At 36.9% G+C, this 23,711-nt stretch carries 17 protein-coding genes, 1 tRNA gene and 1 rRNA gene; 7 read left to right on the top strand and 12 right to left on the bottom strand.

Annotation, left to right across the window (positions count from 1 at the left end):
- A 16S ribosomal RNA gene (locus BW942_RS14620) occupies nt 1-209 on the top strand; the annotation flags it as partial.
- An 873-nt stretch (nt 210-1,082) separates the two neighbouring features.
- Entirely contained in the window at nt 1,083-2,165 is a 1,083-nt protein-coding gene (locus BW942_RS14615) for a PepSY-associated TM helix domain-containing protein (RefSeq protein ID WP_001080355.1), read from the top strand.
- 77 nt (nt 2,166-2,242) lie between these two features.
- On the opposite strand, the gene BW942_RS14610 is transcribed toward BW942_RS14615, so the two are convergent.
- The 4 genes from BW942_RS14610 to BW942_RS14595 form a co-directional block, all read right to left on the bottom strand.
- Nucleotides 2,243-5,485, bottom strand: a complete 3,243-nt coding sequence (locus BW942_RS14610) for an efflux RND transporter permease subunit (RefSeq protein ID WP_000839345.1) — start codon at nt 5,483-5,485, stop codon at nt 2,243-2,245.
- A gap of 19 nt (nt 5,486-5,504) precedes the next feature.
- A complete protein-coding gene (gene def, locus BW942_RS14605; RefSeq protein WP_000116243.1) occupies nt 5,505-6,041 on the bottom strand; it encodes a peptide deformylase in 537 nt (178 codons plus the stop codon).
- 2 nt (nt 6,042-6,043) lie between these two features.
- Nucleotides 6,044-6,724: a hypothetical protein gene (locus tag BW942_RS14600; protein ID WP_001281425.1), complete on the bottom strand. Its 681-nt coding sequence runs from the start codon at nt 6,722-6,724 to the stop codon at nt 6,044-6,046.
- 154 nt (nt 6,725-6,878) lie between these two features.
- Nucleotides 6,879-6,951, bottom strand: a tRNA-Ala gene (locus tag BW942_RS14595).
- 62 nt (nt 6,952-7,013) lie between these two features.
- On the opposite strand from BW942_RS14595, the gene BW942_RS14590 reads away from it, so the two are divergent.
- From BW942_RS14590 to BW942_RS14570, 5 genes are all read left to right on the top strand, one after another.
- Nucleotides 7,014-7,322 carry a hypothetical protein gene (locus BW942_RS14590; RefSeq protein ID WP_000004280.1) on the top strand — a complete coding sequence of 103 codons (309 nt, stop codon included), beginning with the start codon at nt 7,014-7,016 and terminating at the stop codon, nt 7,320-7,322.
- A gap of 14 nt (nt 7,323-7,336) precedes the next feature.
- Nucleotides 7,337-10,153, top strand: a complete 2,817-nt coding sequence (locus BW942_RS14585) for a SpoIIE family protein phosphatase (RefSeq protein ID WP_000612752.1) — start codon at nt 7,337-7,339, stop codon at nt 10,151-10,153.
- Entirely contained in the window at nt 10,137-10,466 is a 330-nt protein-coding gene (locus BW942_RS14580; protein WP_000406879.1) for an STAS domain-containing protein, read from the top strand. The genes BW942_RS14585 and BW942_RS14580 overlap by 17 nt, the downstream gene beginning before the upstream one ends.
- A gap of 91 nt (nt 10,467-10,557) precedes the next feature.
- Nucleotides 10,558-12,210, top strand: coding sequence for an acyl-CoA carboxylase subunit beta (locus BW942_RS14575; protein WP_001973770.1), 1,653 nt, complete (start codon nt 10,558-10,560; stop codon nt 12,208-12,210).
- Between the two features lie 6 nt (nt 12,211-12,216).
- Nucleotides 12,217-14,961, top strand: coding sequence for an ATP-binding protein (locus tag BW942_RS14570; RefSeq protein ID WP_000564919.1), 2,745 nt, complete (start codon nt 12,217-12,219; stop codon nt 14,959-14,961).
- A gap of 73 nt (nt 14,962-15,034) precedes the next feature.
- Here the strand turns inward: BW942_RS14570 and BW942_RS14565 are convergent, their stop codons facing one another.
- The 8 genes from BW942_RS14565 to BW942_RS14525 all read right to left on the bottom strand — a co-directional run bounded on the left by BW942_RS14565 (nt 15,035) and on the right by BW942_RS14525 (nt 23,703).
- Entirely contained in the window at nt 15,035-15,373 is a 339-nt protein-coding gene (locus BW942_RS14565) for a YceK/YidQ family lipoprotein (protein WP_001220672.1), read from the bottom strand.
- Between the two features lie 411 nt (nt 15,374-15,784).
- Nucleotides 15,785-16,828, bottom strand: coding sequence for a protein-glutamate methylesterase/protein-glutamine glutaminase (locus BW942_RS14555; RefSeq protein ID WP_000616854.1), 1,044 nt, complete (start codon nt 16,826-16,828; stop codon nt 15,785-15,787).
- Complete coding sequence (locus BW942_RS14550) at nt 16,825-17,325, bottom strand: chemotaxis protein CheD (RefSeq protein WP_000599744.1); 501 nt, start codon at nt 17,323-17,325, stop codon at nt 16,825-16,827. The genes BW942_RS14555 and BW942_RS14550 overlap by 4 nt, the downstream gene beginning before the upstream one ends.
- Entirely contained in the window at nt 17,322-17,837 is a 516-nt protein-coding gene (locus BW942_RS14545) for a chemotaxis protein CheW (protein WP_000114482.1), read from the bottom strand. Before BW942_RS14545 ends, BW942_RS14550 begins: the two co-directional genes overlap by 4 nt.
- Nucleotides 17,838-17,849: 12 nt before the next feature.
- The gene (locus BW942_RS14540) at nt 17,850-20,780 is read right to left on the bottom strand and encodes a methyl-accepting chemotaxis protein (protein WP_000488902.1); all 2,931 of its coding nucleotides are present in this window, start codon (nt 20,778-20,780) and stop codon (nt 17,850-17,852) included.
- 44 nt (nt 20,781-20,824) lie between these two features.
- Nucleotides 20,825-22,966: a chemotaxis protein CheA gene (locus BW942_RS14535; protein WP_000365940.1), complete on the bottom strand. Its 2,142-nt coding sequence runs from the start codon at nt 22,964-22,966 to the stop codon at nt 20,825-20,827.
- A 3-nt stretch (nt 22,967-22,969) separates the two neighbouring features.
- Nucleotides 22,970-23,332: an STAS domain-containing protein gene (locus tag BW942_RS14530; protein ID WP_000010488.1), complete on the bottom strand. Its 363-nt coding sequence runs from the start codon at nt 23,330-23,332 to the stop codon at nt 22,970-22,972.
- An 8-nt stretch (nt 23,333-23,340) separates the two neighbouring features.
- A complete protein-coding gene (locus tag BW942_RS14525; RefSeq protein ID WP_000821665.1) occupies nt 23,341-23,703 on the bottom strand; it encodes a response regulator in 363 nt (120 codons plus the stop codon).
- Between the last annotated feature and the right edge of the window lie 8 nt (nt 23,704-23,711).

Raw genomic sequence — 23,711 nt, 5'->3', positions numbered from 1 at the left:
TCGGAATCGCTAGTAATCGCGGATCAGCATGCCGCGGTGAATACGTTCCCGGACCTTGTACACACCGCCCGTCACACCACCTGAGTGGGGAGCACCCGAAGTGGTCTTTGCCAACCGCAAGGAAGCAGACTACTAAGGTGAAACTCGTGAAGGGGGTGAAGTCGTAACAAGGTAGCCGTATCGGAAGGTGCGGCTGGATCACCTCCTTTTTAAGGAGAATCAAAGGCTCTTAGGAGCCACGACAAAAACTCGGGGCTTTCGTAAAGGAAGTCCCGAGGGTGTAAGTCACGCTACTTTTTCTGTTTTCAATATTCATCCCTTCTGAATATTAAGCCCGCTTTTAGTGCGGGCTTATTTGTTTCTGGACGAAGTTACTACCATATATTTCTTTTCATTGATTTTGTTTTTTACGGTAAATAGTGTGAATCGATATATGGAATTTAAGATTCATTCTTTTTAAAAAATTGGAATCTGAACTTTACTGATTGATTTCTTAAATGTGGGAACTACCACAATTGATAAGATAAAAGCTTATAACAATTGAATCTATCATATTCAACTGCGGGAACTATTACAAAACTTAGATTTGTCTGTAAAATGTGTGTGGGGACCTGGACTACTACAAATCACGATTTTATAAACAATTTCTGAAATTGTAGGAACACTACTTTTAGAAAATTTTTTCTCAACCAAACTCGCGTTAAAATAGGATTTAAATTTTGATCATGGTCACAAAACAGCGGTTTTGTGCAGAAATCTGATTGGGTGATGAATTCTTTTTGTATTTCCTACAATTTTCAAAGTTTAACTGGGTAAATCCATGATTTGTGAGAGTTCCCACATCTATTTTTTTACGAAAAAATTGATCTAGGATAAACGGGTTTCTTGAAGAAATTTAATCTTTCGATTTTTTATTGATGTTGAGACCTAAAATCATAATTTGACTTGTAATAAGGACTCCTAATTTTTCAAGAATTCTATTTAGTTCTTAGAAATATATAGTTTTCAATAAATGATTTTTGGTGCATTTGAATTATTTTTGAAATGAAGTCTTGATTTAAATCCATTAAGTAAAATTTTATATGAATCGAAAGAAATTATATAAATTACATTCTATATTAGGAATTTCTACTGGAGTATTTTTAGTTATAGTTGGTCTTAGTGGTTCTTTATTAGTTTTTGGAAAGGAAATCGATCAACTATTAAATCCAAATCTGTGGTATATATCTGCAAGCAAAGAACGTTTATCTATAGATGTTCTTCGAGCAAAGTTAAAACAAGAGCTTCCTTCCCATGCGTTGGCTGGTTGGTTATTATCAGAAAAACAAAATCAACCGGATCAAGTTTGGCTTCATTTTTTAGATTCTAAAGATAGAAAAGAATCTATAATTTTGTTAAATCCTTATACTGGAAAAATTTTAGGGATACTTTCAGAAAATCGATCCGACTCCTTTTACAGTTGGATGTTAAAACTACATTATAGTTTGCTTATGGGTAGTTTCGGATATCTTTTGACCACATTGTTTGGAGTTATATTCATTTTTCAAGGGTTCAGTGGAATGATTCTTTATCGAAGTATCTGGCAAAATTTATTTCGATTGAGAACGAGACAATCGCTAAGAACTTTTTTTTCGGATCTTCATAAATTGGTAGGGGTGTTTTCTTTGGTGTTTAATATCTCTTTGGGATTTACGGGTGCTTGGTGGAATGTTCAGGCTATAGTAGGTCTGTTGTCTGCGCAAGAAGAAAGAAAAGTCGAAAAGTTTTTCAAAGAATCCATTTCTGTGGATTCACTTTTGAAAGAAATTAAAATGCAACTTCCCGAATTTCAGACTGGGTTTGTTTCTTTTCCTCATCATCATGAAAAGGATCCGATTCAATTTTATGGAACTGAAAGACTAACCAATCCGTTTCGAAGTAGGTTTGGTTCTTATTTTCGTTTTGATTCAGAATCCGGGAAGTTGTTAGAAATTTTTAATCTTTCCAACGAAAATTTGTTTTATACAATTATAGATTCGTTTCGACCAATTCATTATGGTACTTTTGGGGGAATTATCACTAAGATTCTCTGGGTAATTTTAGGCCTCAGCCCTGGTATTTTATATATTTCCGGAATTGGAATTTTGATTTCCAAACGGAACTTACAAGAAAAAAGAAAAAACTGATTTCTCTAAAATGTGGGAACTACCACTAAGTCAAAGATTTACACTAAAATGTGAGAACTACCACTAATCTAAAGTTTTTATCTTTTGGATTTTAAGAACACTCGATTTATCTTTAACTGAACGTTATGAACCGTTTTATATAAAACTGGAACCGCGACTAGAGTTAAGAAGGACGAAAAAGCAAGTCCCCAACCGAAAGCAAGAGCCATTGGAACTAAAAAAGGATCTTTCCCTCCGATTCCATAAGCAGTTGGAAGTAAACCGAGCACAGTGGTCACGGTCGTCAAAACTACGGGTCTGAGTCGTAATAATCCTGTTTCCACTAAAATAGAATCTATGTCTTCTCCAGGTTTTTCCAACTTGAGTTGATTTGCAAAGTCTACCAGAACAATCGAGTCGTTCACTACAACTCCGGCGAGTCCAACGATTCCTAAAAAGGCTAGAAAGCCAAAGTATTCTCCGTGAAGAACAAACGCTAAAATGACTCCGATTAAAGAAAATGGAATTGAACTCACTACAATTACTGGTTGAATTAAAGAACGAAATAGGGAGGCGAGAATCATAAAGATGATGATAAACGCAACTAAAAAGGCTCTTCCTAAACTAGCGAGGGATTCTTCAGTATCTTTATTTTCTCCACCGAAGCGCATCCGATAACCTGGATATTTATCGATGATTCCTTTGGAAAGTTTTGCAATTTCTGCGTTAGCTCTTCTTGTATCTGTTTTGATTTCATCTAAGTTAGCCGTAACTGTAAGTAGACGTTTCCCATCCAGGTGATTGATGTTTGCAAAGCCAGGTTCCCTTACGTAATTGATCAATCTGGAAACTGGAATGAGTTTTCCTAGTTGATTACTCACAAAAATATTATTCAAAGATCCGATGGACTTTCTGACTTCTTCCGGAAAACGTACCTTAACTTCTACTTCTTCGTCGGCTCGTTTTATTTTTGTGGCTACGGTTCCTTGAAATGCTGTATTGATTGCCTGTGCTACTTTAAAAACAGAAACTCCCGCAGTGGATGCAAGAGATTCATTTACCTTAATTCTGATTTCGTCTTTTCCTTCGTTAAAATCATCTCCTATATCCGTAACCCCGGGAACTTTTGCCATAACCGATTTATATTCTTCCCCGATTCGAATGAGAGTGTCGTAGTCGTCTCCTCGAATTTCAATCGCTACAGGTTTACCAACTGGAGGACCACCGGCTAATTTTTCAAAGTCTAAAGCGAGAAGTTGTCCTTTAAATCGGGAAAACTCAGCAGGGTACTCATTCAGATTGAATGGTTTATATTCTTCTTTTTTCTTTTCCGCTTCTTTTTTACGGGTCTCTTCTAAAGTTTTTACCGACTTTTCATTTAAAAGCCAAATTGTCTTTTCTCTTATTTCCGAGATGATTGTATCGGTTCCTCTCTTTCTATTTTCTTCTGGTGTCATATATACCAGAACTTGCGCGTAGTGTTTTCCGCGTTTAGTGAAAGGATCGTTCGGATCTTTTTGAATGATTCCTACTCTAGTTACGTAATTTTCTATTTCTTCTTTGGAAATTTTTGCCAGCTCGGTTTCCAAAGCGTGAGTGAATTTTTCCATCTCTTGAAGTGATATCCCTGTTTGGCCTGTAAGTTTTATCTGGAACACGTCAACTGAACCAGGAAAAAGTTTGAACCTTCCAAATACTGCGAAAAGAGCAAAACTTCCCACGAGCATAGCAAATAAATAGATAAAAATTTGAAGCCTATGTTTAAGCGCAAATTTTAATAAAGGAAGGTAATAATTGACTTTGAGTTTATAAAACCATCCGCTTTCTTCTTTGATTTCACCTGAATGAAACTTGTGTTTATTAATATCGTATAAATGAGAAGGTAAGATAAAAAATGCTTCTGAAAGAGAAGCAAGTAACGCAATAATAACTACTAACGGAATGCTATAGATGAATTTTCCGAAAATTCCTGTCATAAAAAGCATCGGAGCGAATGCCGCCACGGTGGTAGTTACCGTGGCTGTAACCGGATCGATCACTTCGCTAGTTCCTTTTAACGCAGCTTCGTAAGCGGGCATCCCTTCTTCCATATAACGATAGACGTTTTCACAGATGATGATTGCGTCATCGACTAAGATCCCCACTACAATAATCAGTCCGAACATGGAAATTAAATTTAGGGTAAGTCCTAAGTAATCCATGATCACAAACGTGGCCCCGAAAGAAACCGGAATCCCAAGCGCCGTCATCAGAGCGACTCTCCATCCTAAAAATAAAAATAAGGAGGCGGTTACTAAGATTAATCCACCAATTGCGTTAGAAAGTAGAACTCCTAGTCTTCTGCGGATATATTTGGAAAGGTCGTTGACGAATGCGTATTCAAATTCGTTTTTAGAATTTTTTTTGAACTCTTCTATAATTTTTTTAGCTTCGTCTACTACAAGAATTGCGTCCGCTTTTTCTCGTTTGATTACCGTCAAAGCGATCGTTTTTTTTCCATTTACCTTATCTAAGTATTCTGCTTCTTTTAGACCTTCGGTAACTCTTGCGACATTATCGATCCGGATTGAATTTCCGACTTCGTTGGAACGTACATGAACCGTTTCTATTTCTTTGGGGGAATTGAATTCTCCTATTGTTCTTAAAATGACTTCTTTCTGATTTCCCGCTATATTTCCTCCGGGGAAATTTATATTACGATTTTTTAATGCAAAGATGATGTCTTGACTTGTAAGGTATTTAGAAAACATTGCAACCGGATCTATATCCACTTGCATCTCTGTATCTCTCCAACCTCGTTTAGAAATTCTTGCTACACCTGGAATATCTTCTAATGCCTGTTCTACGATTTTTGCCTGAGCCTTAAGGTGTTTTTCTGCTTCGATACTAGAATCGTTTAATTTTAGGCTGATGTTGATTTCAATAACTGGTTGTCTGGAAGTAGTGATTTCCGTAACGATAGGATCCTCGGCTTCTTCCGGCAGATCTTCTACTCGATCGATTGCGGACTTAATATCATCCACAACTTTCTGAGTATTTTTAGAATCCGGATCCAAAGTGATTACGATACCGGAGCGGTTTTCAATTGAAGCGGATCTAAACTCTTTGATTCCGTCCACTTCTTGGATGGCTTCTTCTAAAGGTTTTGTGACTAGTTTTTCCATCTCCGAAGGAGACGCCCCTGGAAAAACAGTTACTACGCTGACTATATCAAAGTTAATATTGGGAAATGCTTCCCGATTCATTTTCACTGCGGTAAAACCGCCGATCAGGATGACTAAAAAAGTGAGAAGGTTTACAAATATACTTTTAGAAAGAAAAAATTCAACCAGTGATTTCATATTTTATGTTTTTTTAATTTTAGTCTAGGACGTTGTGAGAAGAGTCTAGGGTTTCGTTAAAACCGAATAACTTAGTGTCTTTTAGTCTATCTACGTATAAAATTCCCTGTAGGTGATCACATTCATGTTGATAGACGATTGCTTTATAGCCGTCTATGGTTTCGTCAAATTGGTTTCCTTTTTCGTCCATCCATTGCATTCTGATTTGGTTGGGTCTTTCCACATAACCGCGCATTCCTGGGACGGAAAGGCAACCTTCCCAAAAACCGGAAGTATCTTTTGTAAGAGGTGTAATTACTGGATTTAAAATGATTCTCTCTGGAACGTCTGGGGTTCCTGGGTAACGTTCATTATCTTCGGAACCAACGACTACGATTTGTTTCAAAATTCCGATCTGAGGAGCCGCAAGTCCCACTCCTTCCGCGTGTCGCATTGTATCGAACATATCTCGGATTAACTTTTTGAATTCTTTAGTTTGAATTTCGTCTTCTGTAACTGGCTCTGAGATTTTACGGAGAATTGGATCTCCCATTCTTAAAATTTTTCTGACTGACATTTTTAAAAACCAGGATCTATCTTAAATTTTGACTTTTTTTGGACAGAAGAAATTGGTACTTCCGTAAGAATTTTCAAAATCAAATTTTCTAAAAGGTTGTGTATCGATTTTAAATTTGAAGATTCGATTCTAAAGACCGGAAATTTTTGAAGAGTTTGAATTTGTTTTGTGATTTTTTCCGGAGTTTTGGTAAAAACGATCGTCGGTAAAAGTTTGGAATTTGTTAAACCGAATTGAAGTTTAGTTTCCAAGGTTTGATAAAAAGTATAAATCCCTTCCGAAAATAAATTCCAGGGAAACCGTTCTAAAATCCATTCCACGTTTTTAGGAAACCAGTTCTCTTCTTTTCGATTTAAAGGAGGATTGAGAATACAAGCGGCTTCTATCATTTGAGGATATTTTTTCAAAAGTTCAAATACGATTCCACCCCATAAACCTTCTCCTATTAATTTCACTTTTCGTTTAGAATCTAAAATTTCACGAGACAATCGATCGATCCATTCTTCTGTTTTTGGAAAATCGAAACGTACCAATTTTGTGGAAAGTTCTACTTCTCGTATAGAAAAGTGAGAATAAAAATTTTTTGCATACAATTGCCTCTCTTTAGATTCAAGATCCGGTATAAGTATTAGAACGTTCTTGTTATCGATATTCCATCGACGTATTTGGATTAGGTCGGACATAAAATAGGAATTTCCATTTCTTTACAGAACATTTTTAGTTAAGTAAGAATAACCATAAAAAAATAAAGTTCAATCTTTGGATTTAAGAATTGATTATAAAATAGTTTGACACTGAGTCAAAAGTCTAAAAACTCAAATGGCGGCAAGTCGAACTTGGAGACGAGGGGAATCGAACCCCCGACCTTTTGAATGCCATTCAAATGCTCTCCCAACTGAGCTACGTCCCCGCTTGAGAAGCAGGTTTTTACCGATTTCTTCGAAGTCAATACAAATACAGGAGTGTCTTAGGATGAGTGAGTCGATCGAAGATTTACAGAAAAAACTAAAGATCCAAAACGACATCATCAAAGGTTATGAAAAAGTTTTAAGACTTAACGAACAGGAGTTAGAAAATGCGGACGAGATTATCCGTATGTATGAGGGAATCATTCAGTATTCCGGAAAAGAACTTAAGGACGTTAAGGAGGCTTTTGATGCTACAAACGTGGTTACTAATCTTTCCCGTGAAGAATTGATGAGTGCTTTGTCTCGTATTAAAGAGTTGGAAAATGTAAATAAAAAACTCAGAGAAGAAGCTTTAAAGTTTCAAACCGGCTAAACTAAGTTTTTGTTTTGATTCCGAATAAAAAACAAGATTCCCTTCTTAGGCAAGGCTCTGATGGAAGTCTCTATTTAGAAGACAATCCGGGGCTAACCGTAGTTTTCGAATCTCTTCTTACTGAAATTATTCATATAACATCTGCGAAATTTGGAATATTCAGTTTTCGTTTAGAAGATGGAACTTTAAAATCCATTTACGGAAATCATCCCTCCAATAAGATTGAAGAGGCAAAACTTGTGTCTGAGTTTTGTTTTAAAACTGGTCAAGATCTCAATCTCAAAAAAGGGGAAAGTCCCAATAAACTCATTCCCCAATTGGAACAAAATTCCGTTTGTTGCGTTTTACACGTAGGAGAACTAGGGGACTCTTCCTTGGAAGATCAAAAGAAGATATTCGGAACCATCTTACTTGGAAGATCTGATCAGGAAGGGGGAGAGTTTAGGGAATCTGATTTTATACATCTAAAGGCGACGGTTCGGATCATATCTGATCTTTTGGAAAAGTCTTTTATTTCGGGAGAATCTTCTTTAGTCGTTCTTTCTTTGATGACCATATCCAGGGTAGCACTTGAATCCGTACAAATTCGAAAACAAACGGATCGTTTCGATTTTTTGTTAACCGAAATCATTCGGGTTTCAGGACTGATCAATAAATCTCTGGATCTTTCTCAACTTTTAGAAGCGATTATGCTTTCTTCCAAATCCGTATTTAGAACAGAAGCGTGTAGTGTACTTCTTTTGGACGATACAAAGGAATACCTGTATTTTCATACGGTTTTAGGAGAAAAAAGAGACGAGGTCACTAAGGTCAAAGTTCCGGTTGGAAAAGGTATCGCTGGGATGGTCGTTCAAGATAAAAAACCAATGATTATCAATGACGCGATGAACGATCCCCGTGTTTACAGAGAAGTGGATAAGGCTTCCCATTTTGTAACTAGAAATATTATGGCCGCACCTCTTTTAGTGGAAGGTCAGGTAATCGGAGTTATCGAAACGATCAACACGATTGATCGGAATTCTTTTACGGAAGAAGATCTGGAACTTTTTTTAAGTTTTTCCGGAACTTCTGCACTTGCAATTCAAAAGACTGGGCTTTTACAGAATTTAGAAGATGCAAACAAGGATCTTCGAAAAAAAGTATCGGAGCTGGAAAGCCTATTCGAACTTTCGCAAGTAGTTTCCTCCGCTAAAAGTCAAGCGGACTTAATGAAACATTCAATTCCTGTAATTCACAACGAGATGGATGCTGGTAAAACTGGAATTTTTCTGATCAATCGTAGGATGGGTCTTCTTACTTGTATTTCTTATACGTCTGAAAAGATCGTGGAAATTTTTAGAACTAAGGATTATCAGGGAAGTTTTATTTATCGTTCGGTTGAGGAAGAAAAAACTACGATCAAAGAAGATATTCAAAATTTTGAATTTAATCACGAGTTGGATTTGGAATTTTTAAAAGGTTCTTATATCGTTCTTCCTTTGACAAATCCTGAAAGAAACGCTTTTGGAGTGATTACTGTTTCTGATCGTGTGGATAAACTTTCCTATAATTATTCTCATCTTAGACTTTTACAAACCTTTGCGTCCTTGATTGCAAGAGGACACGAAACCTTAAAACTTCAGAATGAGATGATTTCTAGAAAAGCGATGCAACGTTCCTTGGAAAGAGAGATCGAGATTACGAGGGAAATTCAAAAAAATATATTACCAGAATCTAAAGTGTTTCATTCTAACTTTGATCTGGGAGTTAAATCTGTGCCGGCTAAAGAGGTTTCGGGAGATTTTTACGATTACTATCAGTATCAAGATGGACAGTATTCTTTTCTCATATCTGACGTTTCTGGAAAAAGTCTTCCCGCCGCGATTTTTATGGCTATGAGCTCATCCATTATACGTACTCTTGCCAGAGATCACGATTTAGATCCAGAAGAAATTTTGAAACAGGGAAACGCTCTCATATACGAGGATTCGCATAATGGAATGTTTGTAACTACGTTTTTCATTCATTATAATCCTGCAATATTCACTTTAGATTATGCATCCGCTGGTCATAACGATCAGGTTCTGATTCGAAAAGACGATTCTTGGGAGATTATCAAGGGTTCGGGCCCTCCTTTAGGAGTGCTTCCTTCTGCGAGTTATAAAGGAGGAAGTCTTACCGTAGAACCGGGAGATATGCTCATTCTTTATACTGATGGTGCAATTGAAGAAAAAAATTCTAAGGATGAAGAATTTGGATTAGAAAGAATGATCCGAGAAGTGATTGCAAGAAAACATCTTACTTCTCAAGAGATTGTAGAAGAACTTTTTGGACTTGTGCGGAAATTTTCAGGAACTCCGGAATTATTTGATGACTTTACGGTGATGATTTTAAAGTTTAACGATAATTATCAGTTCTCTCGAATTTTCGAGGCAAAAACCTCTGCGATTCCTTTGTTCAGAGAGTTTGTCTATCAAACGATTAAGGTTCGAAATTTAGAAGATTCTCAAAGAGACGATATTCTTTTAGCCTGTGATGAGGCTGGTACGAATATAGTGATGCATGGTTATGAAAATACAGATTTGAAAAATCCGAAATTCGAATGTAAAATACGCTTTACAGGGGATTGGATTACCATTGTATTAATTGATTCTGGGAAAGTCTTTCATAGAGAAGAAGTTCAAGATCCATCCATCGAAGATAATCTAAGCGGTAAAAGAAAGGGTGGTTTTGGAGTGTATCTGATCGAAAAGCTCATGGATTCGGTCGATTATTCTAGTGAAGACGGAAAGAATTTTTTAGTTCTCAAAAAGAATTTTCGAAACAAGGCTTCCAATGGAAATAACGTCTGAAATTAAAAATCATTCCAAAATCATTCATTTGATTGGGAACTTAGACGTACACAATACTCATAAAATAGAATCTGCTTTTATGGAACAGATCAAGACGGGAAATTCTCGTGTGATCGTTTTGGATCTTTCTTCTGTTGAATTCATTTCGTCTGCAGGGCTCAGAATTATTGTAGCTGCTCTCAGAATTTGTAGAGAAAAAGACGTGGAATTCAGATTGGCTGGAATCAAACCCGCAGTAAAAAAGGTATTCGAAATCATAGATATGAATTCCATGTTTAGCATTTTTGAAACTCTAGAATCCGCTATAAAATAGTTTCTCTTCTCACATTCGACTCGAATTTAACTTTCCCGAGAATCCTTTCTTTAAAAACTGGATTTATTTTATTCCATTGAAAGGTTCTCTCATGTCCGAAGCAAAGTATTCCCTGGAAAATCCATTTCAATCCACTTCCGAACCTGAAGTTCTTAAGCCCCGTGGTCTTTATGAAGAAGCAAATGAGTTGGGAAAAGAACTACTCAACAAACCTCTTTTAGGCGGTGGAGTCGATAGGATTTTAGTTCAACATTCCAAAGATAGGATGACCGTCTGGGAAAGGATTAAGGTGCTTACGGATCAAGAACCCAATATTCTCTATCAAAACTGGGGAAAAAGTTTAGACGGAGCTTCTTTAGTTACAGGGATTCTAAACATCAATGGTAGAGACGTGGCCGTCTACGGTCACGATTTTACTCTTCGCGCGGGTTCGATGGATGCTACCAACGGAAGTAAACTTGCAAGACTGATTTATATGGCAGGAGAACACGGTATTCCTCTGATTGGTATGAACGATTCCGCAGGAGCTTATGTTCCCGCCGGAGTGGGAGGACTGGACGGATATAGCGAGGCGTTTACCGCACTTCGTAAGATCAGCGGAGTAGTTCCTAGTTTGATGCTTATGTTTGGGTTCAATGCGGGTGGGGGAGCTTATCTTCCGCGTCAGGGATCTTTTATGATTCAGTGTGACAATACCTTCTTTGGTTTAACTGGTCCCGGAGTCGTTAAATCGGTATTAGGTGAAGATATTTCCGCAGATGATTTAGGAGGTCCCAAGGTTCACGGACAGAGCGGCGTAGTGGATATTGTTACCGGGGACGAGTTGGGTTCTTTGAGAACCGCTCTTCGTTTACTTTCTTATCTTCCAGATAACAATCATTCCTTTGCTCCTTTTCATGCTACTTCCGATCCTACCAATAGATTTATCTACGAAGAAGAAATTTTATTTAAGAAAACATTCAATTCTCCTACTGGAATGAATACTCCTTTTGACATCACTTTGTATCTGCAAAATATTTGCGATCATGGTCAATATTTCGAAATCCAAGGACAACGTTCTAGAAACTTGGTGACTGCTTTCGGAAGAATTGGAGGACACGTTGTCGCTTTTGTTGCCAATAACTCTGCGGTTTCTTCCGGACAGATAGACATTGGTGCGGCGAGAAAAGGAACTAGATTTATTCGATTCTGCAACCTTTATAATATTCCAATCGTTTTTTTAGAAGACACGACTGGGTTTTTACCCGGAAAAGAGCAGGAACAAAACGGAATTGTACTCGAAGGAAGAAAACTTTTAGATTCTATCATAGACATTCGTACACCTCGTTTAACATTGATTATTCGAAATGCTTTCGGAGGTGCTTACGCTTGTTTTAATTCTTATCACACCGGGGCGGATATGGTGTTTGCGCTTCCGACTGCTAGAATTGCGGTGATGGGTCCGGCCGGAAAAGACTACGTTTATAAGGACGAGGTTTCTTCTATTCAAAAAGAATATCAGGAAAATGTAAAGAAGGGAATGTCTGAAAAAGAAGCCATCGTAATTCGAGATAAAAAACTTCAGACACTTTCTACTCAATACGAAAAAGAACTGATGAATCCTAAAGAAGCTCTTTCTCTCGGTTCCGTTTCTAGAATTGTCCTTCCTGGAACGACCAGAAATATTCTTTTCCAAAATCTGGATTATTTAATCCGACATTATAAACCGGCTCCGTTGTCCGGACCTCAAAGGGAGTTTGAGTAATCTAACATGATCGACTTTCAGAACAATCGTATTCAATTTCATCAGTCCAGTTCTCCTTGGATCCGTTCTTTTTCTTTGGAATCGATCAAATGTCTGATCGTTTGTAGAGGGCCGGTTCGAAAAGAAGCTATGGAAATTTTTGATTCGATCGGAATCAGAGAATATGGAATTTTACTTTCCGAAAAAGATTCGGTCGTATATCCGATGGCTTTGGCTCCGGAGCTGAGAGGATTTCGTTTTCCTAATAATATTCATCGTGTTCCTGATTATATGGGCGCGGGTAAGGAAGAAAAAATGGAAAGGATCGAACAGATCATTTCCATCGCAAAGGATAACAAATACACTCATATCTTTGCCGGTTACGGATTTATGGCGGAAGATTCTGAATTCATTTCCGCGATCGAAAAAAGCGGTGTCGTTTTTATGGGGCCCGCTTCGTATGTAGCCGATCAGGCTGGTTCTAAAGACGCGGCAAAAAAAATTGCGAGAAAGTTGGAAGTTTCCGTGACACCGGGTGTGGATAATATTTCTTCTCTTGCATTGTTAGCAAAGGCTCCGGATGCTAAGTCTCTCGAAAAAATCGCAAAAGAAAAAGGAATCGATTTTGCTTTTGATCCTTCTTTGTCTTTGGAAGTAAACGCGGAGAACTTGCTAGAATTAGGATATTCTAAAATTATAGAATTTGTATCCATAGCGGATCTTCAAGTTGAAGCCGAAAAAGAATGTAAAAAAATTTGGGAGAAATATTCCAAAAATAGAATCCGTTTTAAATACATTGGGGGCGGTGGCGGAAAAGGACAAAGGGTGGTTTCCAAGCCGGAAGAAGTAAAAGGTGCGGTTCAGGAAATTCTTTCTGAGTCTAAGGTCACGGCTCCTGGAACCAATAAGAACTTTTTAATAGAATTAAATATAGAAAATACAAGACACAACGAAATTCAGCTCATCGGAAACGGAGAATGGTGTCTGGCGCTTGGAGGCAGGGATTGTTCGGTACAGATGCACGAACAAAAACTTTTAGAACTTTCTTTGACTCAGGAACTTCTTGAAAAAGAAATTGCCGCTTGTGCAGCCACACATCCTAAAAAAGCGGAAGTTCTCAAAGGAGATCTTAAAGTTCTTCGAGAAATGGAAGAGCAGTCAGAACGTTTCGGAGCCGCAGTAAAATTAAATAGCGTTTCTACATTTGAATCCATTGTAGAAGGAACCAATCATTTTTTTATGGAAGTAAATACCCGGATTCAGGTGGAACACAGAGTCACTGAGATGGTGTATTCTCTGAAGTTTAAAAATCCGGAAAATCAAAATGAGTTTTTTATTGTAGATAGTTTGATCGAAGCGATGGCTCTTCTTTCTCTTCATGGAAAAAGACTTCAAAAACCGGAAAGAATTTTTAGGTTTCCATCTGGAGCGGAAGTGCGTATCAACGCTACGAACAAGGCCATTCAACCACACGCTGGTGGTGTAATCATGAATTGGTCTAAACCTCTTGCGGACGAAATCAGAGACGATCAAGGGATCAGTATCCGAAATCCGGACATGGGTTTATTCGTACATTATAAAGTAGCTGGAGCGTATGATTCTAACATTGCTCTACTTATTTCTCACGGAGAAAATCGTAAGGACAATTTAATTCGTCTCGGAAATATATTAAGAAAAACTGAATTAAGAGGTTATGATCTTCAAACAAATCTTTTGGTTCATTATGGTTTGATTCATTGGATTCTGGGAAAGGACGCGATGTTTAAACCCTCCACTTCGTTTATGATTTCGTATCTTGCTGGAGTGGGCGCTTTGGAAAAAATTATCAAGGACGTGGATCTAGAAATAGCTTGGAAAAAAATCATTTCGGAAGCTTCTGCAGATTTAAAAAAAGTTCTAAGTAGAAAATTAACTTTGATCACAAGACCAATCGGGGAGTTGATTAAAGACGCTCACTTGTCTGCTGGATTTATTGGTTTTCATCTAAATCGTTCCTGGAAAATTTCCGGTTCCAAAATTGAATGGCTTAGAAACCCGATCTTTATACTCGCAGATCTTTATCATTATCTAAATATGGAAGCAGATCCGAGTCTTCCTCCATCGGAACAAATATGGGATCACGATGACGAAGTTCTTCAAAAAGCGCTTTCTTTTTATCAGGAACTTGCAAAAAGAACAGGTTCCAATCCGGATTCTATAGAACTCGTCGCAAGTTTGAATGTAGGAAAATCTTTAAATGGAATCGAAGCCGGATTGTTATCTTCGGTTCTGGCTTCGCATAACGGTTATCAGTCGGGGCTTGAATTATTGAAACTTCTTCCATACGCTGGATTAAATTCAGGGTTTTATAAATTGGAAGTGGATGAAAAATTAGAAGCCGTCATTCCGGAAGAATTTAGGAAAACAGAAACTAGAGATTCTTTGATTAAGTTTTTAGCTCCTCCACCTAAGGCTAGTTCGGACGAAATCGTAGCTCCTATGGGAGGGATGTTCTATTCGAAAGAAGCTCCGGATCTTCCTCCTATGATAAAAGTAGGGGATCATTTTAAAGCGGGACAACCTTTGTTCATCGTGGAAGTAATGAAGATGTTCAATAAAATTTCTGCGCCATTTAGTGGAACTGTAAAGGAAATTTTGTTAAACGACAGCGACGGAAAGATCATTTCTAAAGGTCAGACTATTTTCAAAATTGTTCCGGATGAAGTGATTCATATTGAAACTGAAGCGGAAATTACAGAAAGAAAAAAGAAAATCACATTAAGTTTGATTTAAGAGTTCGCTCAAAACGCAAAATACGGGAATTCCAAATTCTTGATTTTTAAAAATCAAGAATTTGTGGGTAAGGTTATAGCTGCTGCTTATCCTTATAATAATGATGAATGGAAAGTGGAACCGATATTGGGAGAAATACAGTATCCATTAGGATGGTCAGTGGGAAATCTAAAATCAACAAATAGAAATAAATATTTTCTGCTTTTAAAAATTTCATCATCGAATATTCAAAATTTACTCCTGCAAAAATCGGTGAATGATCTGTGGGCATTCCGAGAATCATAGAACTTTTCCTATTTTCCATTCTCTTTTCATAGCTATAAGTCTGAAAAATACCGAAGATTGTTCCACAATTAAGAAAAATACTAATTTGTAAAACTGTTAGTATCAGAAAAAAAGGTTTGATACGCAAGGCTTAACTCCAATGGAGTCCATGGAAATAAGATCTTGCCGACCATAAAGTATTTTTGTTATGCGAAGGATATTCATTGATGAATTTAACTGGTATATCATGTACAATATCTAATTTAAGATTTTATATTCTTTGAAAGTTTATTAAGAAAATTATAAGTTGTCGAAATATTTGTCTCTTATCTAAAAGTTTGTCTTAAAATCTCGCAATGTTGGAATAAAATTAGAATCCGTTCGATTGTAAATAAATTCTTGAAAGGAACGGTTTTTGCAGAAATTCTCAGATGGATTCAATATTTCTAAAATACGATCCTATAAATTTTTTAAAATTTTAGGACAAGTTCAAAGTAACCCACTTGAATTTTACGGAATCTATCAGGCTGTAAGTAGAATCGCAGATGTATCAAATCGTCTAAAAATACTGAACCTCTCCTACAATTTTAGATAAAGGTAATATTGTGTTTACTGCTCCTTTTAAAATCGCTTCTTTAGGCATTCCAAAAACCACACAACTTGCTTCGTCTTGAGCGATCGTATGTGCTCCGGACTGTTTCATTTTTAAAAGCCCATTGGCTCCGTCGTTTCCCATTCCGGTCATGATGATTCCTTTTGCGTTTTTACCCGCTGCCTTTGCCACAGAATGAAAAAGAGTATCTACGGAAGGTCTATGTCTATTTACTAAAGGGCCGTCTAACACTCGAATATGAAACTGAGCTCCACTTAGATAAATTTCCATGTGTTTATTTCCGGGGGCGATGTACGCAGAACCCAACTGGACACGGTCACCGTCTTTTGCTTCTTTTACTTGAATCTTACAAACTTGATTGAGTCGATTTGCAAACGCTTCCGTAAATTTTTCGGGCATGTGTTGTACGATCACGATTCCGGGACAATGAATATTTAATTGTGTAAGAATAAACTCTAAAGCCTGGGTTCCTCCCGTAGAAGTACCGATTGCAATGAGTTTATCAGTCGTATCAATCTTAGAGAAGTCTGTTTTAGGTTGTTTATGATTTTCTAAAAATTTAGAATCGTCATTTTGAAAAGAATGAGTTTTGACTCGAGCGTTTGATGCGGCTCTGACAGAATCTATAAAAAGAATTTCCGATTCTTCCAAAAAATTTTTTAAGCCCACTTTAGGTTTTTCAATAATATCCACCGCTCCTAGTTTCATCGCAAGAACCGCTGTTTCAGATTCTTTTTCAGCTAACGAAGAGCAGATGATGACTGGAGTTGGTTTTTCTGACATGATTTTTTTTAAAAAAGAAATTCCGTCCATACGAGGCATTTCTATATCGAGTATAAATACGTCCGGCCAAACTGAGGAAAGTTTTTCAGAAGCAAAAATAGGATCAGAAGCAAAACCAATAATTTCGATTTCAGGATCTTTGTTCAGGATTTGAGTAAGAACCTGGCGAACTACCGCAGAATCATCGACGATAAAAACTTGAATCATGTATGTTCGGGCCGTTCTACATAAATTTCACCGTCCCAAAGAGAAAAAAAAATTCTTCGATGAGAAAATCCCCCTAAGTCTTCGGAGGAAATCAGAAGTTGATTTCTAATTAAGTGTTCCTTGATAGAAAGAATGTTTTTCATTCCAATATCTCGGACCGATTTGAGTTCTAGAAGTTTTTCCTCTTCTGTAGAAAACATAGAGGCACCTCCGAATAATTTGATCTGATATTGTTTTTTAAAACCTTCTAACTTTTCAAAAAAAAGCTGGAAGGCATCTTCCGCATACTTCGCATTTAGACTATCATCGGAATGGATTGAAGAAGGTCTAAAAGGGAGCATAACGTGAGCCATTCCTCCGTAGAGAAGGGATGGGTGCCAAAAACAAATTGAAACACAGGAACCGAGTAGAGTTCTAATTCTGATATTTCCTTTTCCCCAATAAAAACCGCCGGGTTGTAAAAACAAGTCTATGACCGTATCTGGTTCTAATATCATGTAGTTTCTAAAACAATTTCAGAAGGCTGATTTTCTTCTAAAGAGGTTAGTTCTTCCAGATTTAGAATTTTTTCAGTATTCAGAATGATAATAAAACCGTTTTCCTGTCTCGCCATTCCTAAAATAAAATCTACTTTGATTTTAGAACCAAAGGTGGGAGGAGGTTCTATATCACCGTTCGGAATGGAAACTACCTCGTCTACAGATTCGACAAGAATGCCCAAGTCAGTTTTTTCTTTTCGATCACCTTCTTTTTGAGAATGTAATTCCACTATGATCACGCAAGTTTTACGGTCTGGTTTTATTTTACTTCTAAAAAATTTATGTTTTAAATCTATGACCGGAACTACATTACCTCGAAGGTTGATCACTCCCGGAATAAATTCCGGCATTAAAGGAACATTTGTCAAACCAGAATATTCGATAATTTCTTTGATATTTAATATTCCAATTCCATAATATTCTTCTCCAAGATAAAACGTAAGAAACTGATTATCTTCTAAAACACTCATCTTTAAACCCTCTTAATACCTTTCGAATTTTTCGGTAATGGGAGATATTCCCTTGGGAAGATCTTTTCTAGTCGTGGGAGTCGCTTTGATAATACCGGTTCCAGAAAAATCTCGATGAAGCAATCCGCCGCCGTTGGTTAAACGTTTATCCCCGTCCGAAATCTTAAAGAATAGAACCGACTCTTTGAGTTGTTCTGCTTGTGCGTTCATCTCTTCCGAGATTGCGGCTAATTCTTCGGATGCGGAAGCATTTTGTTGAGAAACCTGATCGAGTTGCCCCATTGCCTTGTTGATTTCGGAAACGCCTGAGGATTGTTCGTCGCTTGCAGCCGTGATTTCCTGAACAAGATCCGCAGTTTTTCGTATAGAAGGAACAATCTGAGAAATTAAATTTCCGGCTTTTTCCGCAATGGCAACGCTGTTTCCCGCTAAACTACTAATTTCATTTGCAGATTTTTGACTTCTTTCTGCGAGTTTACGAACTTCAGAAGCCACTACCGCAAAACCTTTTCCGTGGTCACCAGCTCTTGCCGCTTCTATCGCGGCGTTTAACGCGAGTAAGTTGGTCTGGTAGGCTATGTCTTCGATGATACTGATTTTTTCCGCGATCTGTTTCATCGCCTTGACGGTTTCAATTACAGACGCGCCACCTTCTTCTGCGTCTTGAGAAGATTTAGAAGAGATCTGTTCCGTCTGACGGGAATTCTGAGCGTTCTGATCGATGGACGCAGTCATTTCTTCCAAAGAAGAAGTAGTTTCTTCAACGCTCGCTGCTTGTTCAGACGCGCCTTGGCTCAAGGAATTGGCCGTAGAAGAAACTTCGCTCGCAGAAGTAACTAAACTAGAGGAACGAACGATAATATCTCCGATGATCTCGCTCAGCTTGTCCATTGTAATATTAGAATATTCTTTTAACTTTCCGAAGGTACCGTGATATTCGTTTGTAATTTTTTGAGTTAGGTCTCCAGAAGAAATTCTTTCCAAAGCTTCTACTACTTCGTTCAAACCTCGATTGCTCACTTCCAACAATTGATTTAGAGATCGACTTAAATTTAGAAAAAAACCGGTTTTAGAATCCAGAGAAATTCGAGTTGTAAAATTTCCTTTTGCTGCGGCGCTTACAATTCCCTCTACTTCCTCTTGAACCGCAAGTTCATTTGTAACGTCTGACCATTCAACTACCGAACCGAGTCGTTTGCCGTTTGAATCTAAAATCGGATTGGCGATAAGGTCAAAAGTTCTTCCACCGATTTTAATCGTAGCTTTATGAATTCCGGTGAAACTACTCAAGACTCCTCTTTGATGTGCCGGGTTTTTATGGAATTGATCTATGTTTGATCCTACTAAACTTTTGAGATTAAAATGAGCGAATTGTTTTTTAATATCTCCTTCTCCTATTTCGAACATCTTAACCACCGCCTGATTCATATAACGAATATTGAATTCGTTATCCGCGATCATGATGTTTGTAGAAGTATTATCCAAAGCCACTTTTACTCGAATTAGTTCTTCGTTTTCGATTTTTCTTTGTTCTGCGATTTTATTTTGTTCTGTAACGTCGCTCCATTCTACAACGGAACCTAAGCGATCTCCTGTTTCATCTATGATTGGATTTGCAATCAGATTAAAGGTTCTACCTCCAATGTTGATAGAAGAACGAAATGTGTCCGTTAGTTTGTCGAGAAGTCCTCGTTGATAGGCAGGATTTTTGTGAAATATATCAATATTGGTTCCGATTAAACGAGACGGATCGAAATTGTTAAACTGTTTTTTAATGTCGTCTTCTGCTGAGTGAAACATAGCACGGATGGATTTGTTCATGTAGACAACATTTAAATTTCGGTCCGCCATCATAATATTCGTAGTCACATTGTCTAAAGCTACTTTAACGCGTGTTAGCTCCTCATTTTCTAATTTTCTTTGTTTTTGGATTTTGTTTTGTTCGGTAACATCGCTCCATTCTACAACGGTTCCGAGTTTGTTCCCATTTACGTCTGCGATTGGATTTGCAATCAGATCAAATTCTCTACCTCCGATTGTAATCGAGGAGCGGAATGTATCTGAAAGTTTATCTAAAAGACCTCTTTGATGAGCCGGGTTTTTATGGAACGAATCAATGTTGGTTCCCATCAAATTAGATAGATTGAAATTAGAGAGTTGTTTTTTAATATCCGATTCCGCTTTGTTAAACATCATCTGGATGGCCTTATTCATATAAACTATGTTGAAATTTCTATCCGCCATCATGATATTCGTGGTCACATTATCTACTGCGGTTCTCATTCTTAAAAATTCCATTTCTAAGTTGAGAATTGTTCTTTGATTAGAACGATTGGACCACCATAAAAAAGAGATAAGTAAAATTGATATTCCAGAATATTCTAAAATTGTAACTAAAAATTGAATTTCCGTTGGAGTGGATGAAACAACTGTAACCGATGCGGTTTCTACAGAATTTGAAAGTTCCTTTACTGCTTCCAATCTTGTTCGTCTAAAAGAAGAAAGATCTGTAAAAAAGTCGGACTTTAAAAATAAAGACGTATCTTTTTTAATATCTTTAGAACGGTAGATCTTTTCTTTTAGTTCTTCGATTGAAGAAAAAAGAGTTCCTATCTTTTTATCGAATTTTAGGATCGCTGGATTTTTTTTGCGATCGGACTCGGAAAAAGAAGAACGTAAATTTTTTAGATTCTTTTCGATTTCTTCTAAACTGGAAACTAAGGTTTCTTTTTCTTTACCAAGGGACAAATAGAGTAAAAATTCAGAAATGGATTCTTCCGTTTTTAAAAAGGATTCGCTGGAATGTTGAACGGATTGTAGTTGTTCTTCGAAGTTCGTTTCCGTTGAAGGATTGGGACCTCGAAAGTTTTGAATGGATAAAAAAACAAATCCGTTTATTGTAATAGCTAACCCGATCCAAATACCTAAGTTTTTTCTAAACATCTGATTGCTCCATATTCAAAATCTCTAAAATAATTCCTGAAATATTAACCCGTTTTAGTCACCAGATCCTTGTTTTTATTTAGTTCTTGATCCCGGATGGAATTGTATAAACCGGGAACGTCTAGTATAAAAGCGATTTCTCCGCTTCCTAAAATTGAAGTACCACTGAAACATTTGATGTTCTTAAAGATTTCTGCCATAGGACGGATTACGGATTGAACTTCTCCGTGAAGGTCGTTAACTATAATTCCGAAAGATTTGTCCTCATATTCTAAAACTAGAATATTCTCTTTTTCAAAATAAGTGGATTCTAAACAAAGAAACTCGGAAAGATGAAGCACAGGAAGAAGTTCTCCTCGAAGATTCATTGTGCCAGAAGACGAGCCGTTTAAGATTACCTTAGATTCTACGGTTTCACGAACCATCTGCATTGGTACGATAAAGTAAAGACTGGACGCTTTTACTAAAAAACCATCAATGATTGCGAGAGTCAGAGGTAGACGAATTTGAAATGAACTTCCTTGATCTTTTAGAGTTTGAATCTGAACGGTTCCACGGAGAGATTCGATGTTTCTTAAGACAACGTCCATTCCTACACCTCTTCCGGAAAGATTGGTGACTTGGTCCGCAGTAGAAAAACCGGGTTGAAAGATCAGAGAATAAATTTCAGATTCGGATAAGTTTTGATCTCGTGTAATTAATCCCTTTGAAATTGCTTTTTCTAAAATTTTATCACAGTCTAGGCCTTTGCCATCATCTTTGATTTCGATTAGAATACTACCAGTACCATGACTTGCTTGTATTTTCAATTGTCCGGTTGCGTGTTTTCCTTTTTTAATTCTTTCTTCTGATGTTTCTATACCGTGATCTAAAGCGTTTCTCAGAATGTGAACGATCGGATCCGAGATCTTTTCTATCACGGAACGATCCAATTCTGTTTCGCCGCCAATAATTTCTAATTCTACTTGTTTATTCAGTTCTTTAGAAAGATCTCGTACTACACGTTTATACTTCTCGAATAAATCTGAGATAGGAATCATTCTAAGACTGAGAGCAAATTCACGAATTTCTGTTACGAGTCTGTAAAGAGACTCTGAACTTTCGATCAATTGTAGGTTTTCAGAATCTGATATTTTTCGACTTAGATTTGCTTCTTGTGTAATCAACTCACCAACAAGTGCGATTAACGTGTCTATTTTGGAAGAATCTACTCTCAGCGTTTTTGTTTGTATTTTGATAGAATCGGATTCTTTTTGGTTTTCGATGGAAGTAGTAGTTTGTTCCGTTTGAGTAGTAGATAGAACATTTAGGTTTTCAGAAGTATATGATAGTTTTTGAATCTCTTCTGGTGTGAGAACTTTTTGAATTTCTAAAGCATTTAAATATGCTTTTTTTCCTAAGGGAAAATCATTGCAGTTTTCCATAAAAAGATTCAGGCTACATCCTGGAGAAAGAATTTTAAGATAACTTCCTTCTTTCAAAAATTGGAATGTAGAATAGATCTCTTCACCTTTGGAAGGGGATTCATATGAAATTTCAAAACCCAAATGGGAATGTTCTGGATTGAATTCAGACCAATTGGGGATTGATTCTGGATAAACAAAAATATGTTTTACCTTTCCGGATTGAGATAGATATTTGATAAACGTAGAAGGATCCAGTCCAGATTCAAAAAGATGAATATTAGGAATCAATGTAATTTGCCAAAAAGTAGAACTAGAATGAAAGTCAAGTAGATTTGAAGATGTAGATTGGTTTTGTACTAGCGCTTCGTCCTTTTGTGGATTAGAAGTATCGTCTAAGGTCAGTTTTTTAGCTAAAGAAAGTAAATTAACTTGATTGCGCGAGGTTTGAGAATCTACAATCAAAGTTTCTCCAACACCTTGCAAAAGATTACGAATATGATCACAGGCTAAAAATAAAAATTCAATTCCTTCTTTTGTAAGACTTTGTTTATTGGAACGAATTCTATCTAAAAAAGATTCTACTTCGTGAGTAAATTTTTCGATGGGTTCGTAACCGAACATTCCCGAAGTTCCTTTGATCGTATGGATTGCACGAAATACGGAATGAATCCCTTCGTTGTTTTTAGAATCTTTTTCCAAAATTAAAAGATTAGATTCCATAGAAGAAAGTAGTTCTTCTGATTCAGATATAAACGTGTCTCTAACTTCTGAAAGATCCATAGTTTAGTACTTAACCTCTTTCTCTGGAACTTCTTCTTTGGAAGGCCGGATTGAATCTCTAAAAAAATCGGAGAGGTTATAGAGATCGATCAGACTTAAAACGTTATTACTAAAATTTACAAACCGTACTTGTTCGTATTTTGTCAGAGCTACTTTTTTAAAAGAGAGGAGAATCTGTAGACAGGAAGTATCTATTTTTTGAATTTTGAAAATATCGATCTCTAAAACTGTGGCGGAATTTTGAAGGATGAGATCTATTTTTTCTTTAAATTGGGACGCTTCGTAAATTGTAAGTTCATCTTCTATTTTAACTTTTAATACCGGAACCTCTGATTCTTGAAAATCTGTATATAAAGAAAATGACATATAATAGCTCAAGGTAGTAATTTATGGATCGTTTGAACCAGTTCTTCTGGGGAGAATGGTTTAGTCAGCCAGGCTCTAGCGCCTGCGGCGATTCCTTCGTTTTTAACCTCTGATTGAGATTCAGTGGTAAGCATGATGATTGGAGTGAATTTATTTTTAGGATCTTTTTTAATTTCTTTTACGAATGTAATTCCGTCCATGTTAGGCATGTTCATGTCACTTACGATCAGATCTACTTTATCATTTTGTAATTTATCCAAGCCATCCTGACCGTCTACTGCTTCTAAAATGTCGAAACTGGAATTGCTTAGGTGTAGGCTGAGAATTTTTCTAAAAACTGCCGAATCATCTACGATTAGAATTCGTTTCATGTAAACTA

This window comes from Leptospira interrogans (assembly GCF_900156205.1).
In the GTDB taxonomy this organism is placed as follows: Bacteria; Spirochaetota; Leptospiria; order Leptospirales; family Leptospiraceae; genus Leptospira; species Leptospira interrogans.
Note: the sequence above shows the minus strand (reverse complement) of the source record. Positions and strands in the feature narration are given on the sequence as shown.